Genomic DNA, 1,563 nt, shown 5'->3' with positions numbered 1-1,563 from the left:
GTTCACGCCGAGCCCGGCCGCGGAACCCCGGCATCGCGACGTCGTCCCGGGCATCGCTCGGACCGCGGGCGACGCCGACGCCGATGCCCCTGGCGCGCGCGTTCGCCGGGACAGCCGAGCGCCGACGACGGCGCCCACGGGCCGCTTAGATACAAAGTAGCCCGCTATTCCATCCTGTTTTTGCCCTCAAATTTTGATCCACTACCAACATCACTTCAATGTGATCACATAGATATTTGTTATCAAATGATGATTAACTTTTGGTCCAGAGGATCGCTGGGTACCAAAACTGACGGTCGCGCGCGCGGCGCACCGCTCAGCCGCTCCCGCGCCGATCCGGTTCATGCGCCTTCATCTATCCATAAAGGCTTCGCTCGCCGCCGCCTCCGGCTTCCTCGCGCTGATTTGCATAGGTCAGGGCGCCCTTTCAGTCACGAAGCTCAGCGGCATCCGCGGTTCGGTCACCGAGGTTGCCACCAACTGGCTGCCTTCCGTATTAGCTGTTAATAATATCCGCGCAACAGCTTCAGAGGTGCGCATCAAGCAGTTGCGTATGCTGGCTATCAACAGCAACTCAGAGCAGCACATCATCAATGAGCGCGACATGGCCGAAGCATTTGCTGCACTGGCTGAGGCACGCAAGACCTATGAACCGCTGATATCGTCCAATGCGGAACAGGAGCTATATGACGCGTTCTCCTCTGCATGGGCGCGTTACGAGACCATCGGCCGGAATGCAATTGCTCTGGCCGAGGGCGGTCATAGCAGTGAGGGATTGGCACTTCTTGGTCGCCCGGAGAACATCGGTCTCTACAACGATGTCCGCCAGGCTCTGACCGCGGATGTCGCATTGAATGAGCGCGGGGCTCGCACGGACGCGAACGCGGCGATGTCCGCTGCCGATACGGCGATGACAGCCGTCTACGCTGCGATTGCCCTTGCTGTCGTTGCAGCAGCTGCGGCTGCTACGTTCAGTCTTCTGCGTGTGTCACAACCGATCCAGATGATAACCGGCACGATGGCGGCGCTGGCCGGCGGCGACGCCGAGGTCGAGGTGTTGTACCTCGCTCGCCGAGATGAGATCGGTGCGATGGCGGCAGCGGTGCAGGTGTTCAAGGACAACCTGATCCGCACCCGCAAGCTCGAAGCCGACACGGCGCAGGCGCGGCTGGCGGCCGAGGCGCAGCGCAAGGCCGGCATGCGCCAGATGGCCGACGACTTCGAGGCGGCGGTCGGCGGGATCATCGGCATGGTGGCGTCCTCGGCGACCGAGTTGCAGGCCACCGCCCAGACCCTGACCGTAACGGCGACCGAGACTGCGAGCCAGTCTACCACGGTGGCGGCCGCGGCCGAGGAGGCCGGCACCAACGTCAACACGGTGGCGGCGGCCGCCGAGGAGCTCGGCTCCTCGGTGGCCGAGATCGGCCGGCAGGTCGGCGGCTCGGCCGAGCTCGCGCATCTGGCCGTGCGCGAGGCCGACCAGACCGGCGCCCGGGTGCAGGAGCTGAGCGCGGCGGTGTCGCGGATCGGCGCCGTGGTCGGGCTGATCTCGGACATCGCCGG

General features: G+C 64.5%; 1 protein-coding gene. It reads left to right on the top strand.

Annotated features, from left to right (window positions below; all coding sequences use genetic code 11):
* Nucleotides 1–343: 343 nt before the first annotated feature.
* Nucleotides 344–1,563 (top strand): MCP four helix bundle domain-containing protein (locus MKK64_RS18885; RefSeq protein ID WP_243936426.1); only part of this gene is annotated, 1,220 nt, incomplete at its 3' end.

The organism is Methylobacterium sp. E-025 (genome assembly GCF_022829705.1).
In the GTDB taxonomy this organism is placed as follows: Bacteria; Pseudomonadota; Alphaproteobacteria; order Rhizobiales; family Beijerinckiaceae; genus Methylobacterium.
This window is presented reverse-complemented; position numbering and strand designations above follow the sequence as displayed.